The following is a 3,153-nucleotide window of genomic DNA, read 5'->3' as shown; positions in this document are numbered from 1 at the left end:
CAATTTTAGGCGATGGGCTGACAACCTGTCACTATGGCGATTCACAATTTTCTGAATGACCCTAAAATGTTTGTCAGACGTGGCGTAAATGTCCGTTTTTAGCGGTCGTTTACGCTCTGCCTACCCCGCAAGGGATTATAGACGTGATATATGTATGTATGTATGTTTTCGTCTGTCCATTTTGCAAAAAATTGTCGAGAAGGTTGAACAAATAGCGCACGCGTGTGACTTCTTTCGCTTGCGGCAGCCCGCTAGATTAGCCCTTTCGCAGTGGCCGGCGCCTGGAGGTATGTTTTCAATACCTACACGCGGAGTGACACAGGCCTGACATAACATAAAATGTAATTTCATAGGCATCGCTCAAACCCTCACCGTACGACACCAGTTCTACGCCTGTTTAGATGCATTACAAAATTATACAGCCTAATTTTGTGATGCATCTAAACTGGCAGCCCTAAGTCCAGCCAATTTCGCTGTTATCATACCGTCCAGCCGACACCATCAATCATGTGTGTTATTGCGTTCACTTGCTTTGTAATGCACACCATAATGCATATTATACGGGTTCGAAATATTCATATTCATATAGTATTTACTGCATAATATCGCATGGTAGCACATACAGGTGTTAATAGTATGACAATTTATAGATACAACACATGATAGCCTTTCTCTAGGGTACTGCAACATGATTGAACACTCATAGAATTGAGTAACGAGGAGTTAAATAATGCTGTCACGTTATTCTTAACTCAAAGTTTAAAACTTAAGGCTGATGAAGTTGATCAATACGTAAAAAAGCATAATATAGATCTCAATACCCTAAAAAAACAAATAAAGTGTCAGCTGCTGTGGAACAAGATTATTGAAGTAGGAGTTGTACCGCTTATTAATATCAGCGATCGATCCAGAAGACTTAACTTTAAATAAGTGGCTGTATAATAAAAACTGGATTCCAGTGTCAAGCACTGACCATCCGCTACTCAAATTACCTGTATATTGCAATGTTCGTACACTGAAATGTTACAGCGCTGGGGTGACATTTCCCGAACGTGAACACAATTGTGAATCTAGTGGAGGTTTAGCATGATGAAAAAGACGATCAGCAGTGTATTTGCAAGAGAAATTTTAGATAGCAGGGGTTACCCAACAATTGAGGTAGAAATAGAACTATGTGATGGAGCAACAGGTAGAGCCGCTGTCCCTTCTGGGGCTTCGACCGGTAAACTAGAAGCATTGGAGCTGAGAGATCAAGATGAAAAAAGGTATTGTGGTAAAGGAGTGCTGAAAGCTGTTCAATCTGTGAGTGGAGTGATAGCAAATAAAATCATTGGCATGGATGCAGCAAACCAGAGTGCAATTGATAAAGTTTTAATTGAACTAGATGGAACAAAAAATAAATCTAAACTTGGAGCAAATGCAACTTTGGGTGTGTCTCTTGCTGTTGCAAAAGCAGCAGCAAACAGCTTTAAAATGCCGTTATATAAGTATTTGGGAGTAGGGGAAGAGCAGATGCCAGTTCCGCTAATTAACGTCATTAATGGTGGAGTACATGCAGATAATAAACTCGATTTTCAAGAATTTATGATTCTTCCGGTTGGTGCTGAAACTTTCAGTGAAGCAATCAGAATATCTGCAGAGGTATTTCATAACTTGCGCAGCATTCTTAAGAAAAAAGGTTATAGCACAAACGTAGGAGATGAAGGTGGTTTTGCACCAAACATTGGAAGCACTGAAGAAGCTCTTAATTTGATAATTCAGGCTGTTGAATCTGCCGGTTATTCGATGAAAAATCACTTTGCACTGGGTCTTGATGTTGCTGCATCTACTTTTTATGAAGATGGAGTTTATAAATTTGAAAACAGAGAACTCACTTCAGAGGAATTGGTTCAGTATTATTTTGACCTTGTAGGCAAATATCCAATAATTTCTATAGAAGATGCAATGAATGAAGACGACTATGAAGGTTGGAAATTACTTACTGTAAAACTTGGGAATAAAGTTCAATTGGTTGGAGATGATTTATTTGTTACAAATTGTGAACTAATAAGTAAAGGAATAGAGGAAAAAATGGCAAATTCTGTACTAATTAAACCAAATCAAATAGGAACGCTTACGGAAACTTTTGCTGCTATTGAAATGGCAAAATCAAATGGCTATAGGGCTATTATTTCGCATCGCTCAGGTGAAACAGAAGATACAACGATATCCCACATAGCGGTTGCATCGAATTGTGGACAAATCAAGACTGGCTCGCTGTCGCGTTCTGATAGGCTTGCAAAGTATAATGAATTAATGAGAATAGAAAGTTCATTAGGAGAAAATGCTAAATATTATTGTGGGTTAGCATGGACTTCATAGACGAAGTTAAATTATATTTAAAAGCAGGTGATGGTGGCGATGGCTGCGCGAGTTTTCGTCGAGAAAAATTCGTTGAATTTGGTGGCCCAAACGGTGGTAATGGGGGCAAGGGAGGAGACATAATTTTCATCAGTGATGCAAATCTCAACACTTTGCTTAATTTTCGTTGTCGAAGACATATTAAAGCAAGTAGTGGAAAAAGTGGTACGAGTAGAGATAGATCTGGCACGGCAGGAAAAGATATTATACTTAAAGTTCCAGTTGGTACACAAATAATCGATGAAGAAAGTGAGGAAGTGATAGTAGATCTTGATAAACCCGACATGGAATTTCAAGTAGTACAAGGTGGAAAAGGTGGACTTGGAAATACTAACTTTAAATCTTCCACCAATAGGGCACCAAGGCATTTTACTCATGGTCAGCCTGGTGAGGAAAGAAACATAGTATTGAAGCTAAAAGTTTTATCTGATGTTGGCATTATTGGTATGCCAAATGTAGGTAAATCTAAATTTTTAACCCGCTGCTCGAATTCTGATACGAAAGTAGGCGATTATGAATTTACTACTATAAGACCACATTTAGGTGTAGCAAAAGTGGATTATAGCGAAATTGTAATAGCAGATATTCCTGGAATAATCGCTGATGCTCATCTTGGAGTTGGGCTCGGACACAAATTTTTAAAGCACATAGAAAGGTGCAAAATTTTACTGCATTTAATTGATGTAACTCACGATGAAATTATTTCAGCTTATAATTGTACGCATAATGAACTGAAGCTTTACAATAGCGATC

The 3,153-nt window shown here is 38.4% G+C and carries 2 protein-coding genes and 2 pseudogenes; all 4 read left to right on the top strand.

What is annotated here, in order from left to right; genetic code table 11:
* Window positions 1-702 precede the first annotated feature (702 nt).
* A pseudogene (locus ACJ5GX_RS07705) lies at window positions 703-906 on the top strand (SurA N-terminal domain-containing protein); the annotation flags it as partial.
* Window positions 905-1,020 (top strand): annotated as a pseudogene (locus ACJ5GX_RS07700) (WPE palindromic element domain-containing protein); the annotation flags it as partial. The pseudogenes ACJ5GX_RS07705 and ACJ5GX_RS07700, both read left to right, overlap by 2 nt.
* Before the next feature lie 66 nt (window positions 1,021-1,086).
* Window positions 1,087-2,361, top strand: coding sequence for a phosphopyruvate hydratase (gene eno, locus ACJ5GX_RS07695; RefSeq protein ID WP_052264984.1), 1,275 nt, complete (start codon window positions 1,087-1,089; stop codon window positions 2,359-2,361).
* The coding region (gene obgE / locus ACJ5GX_RS07690) for a GTPase ObgE (protein ID WP_495292873.1) at window positions 2,349-3,153 on the top strand (805 nt) is incomplete at its 3' end. The genes eno and obgE, both read left to right, overlap by 13 nt.

This window comes from Wolbachia endosymbiont of Tuta absoluta, from assembly GCF_059414725.1.
The sequence above is the reverse complement of the archived record's forward strand: the minus strand, read 5'-3'. Positions and strand labels throughout refer to the sequence as shown.

What these genes read in the sequence shown, in the direction of transcription:
- eno (WP_052264984.1), top strand. Translation starts at nt 1,087, where the DNA reads ATGATGAAAAAGACGATCAGCAGTGTATTTGCAAGAGAAATTTTAGAT.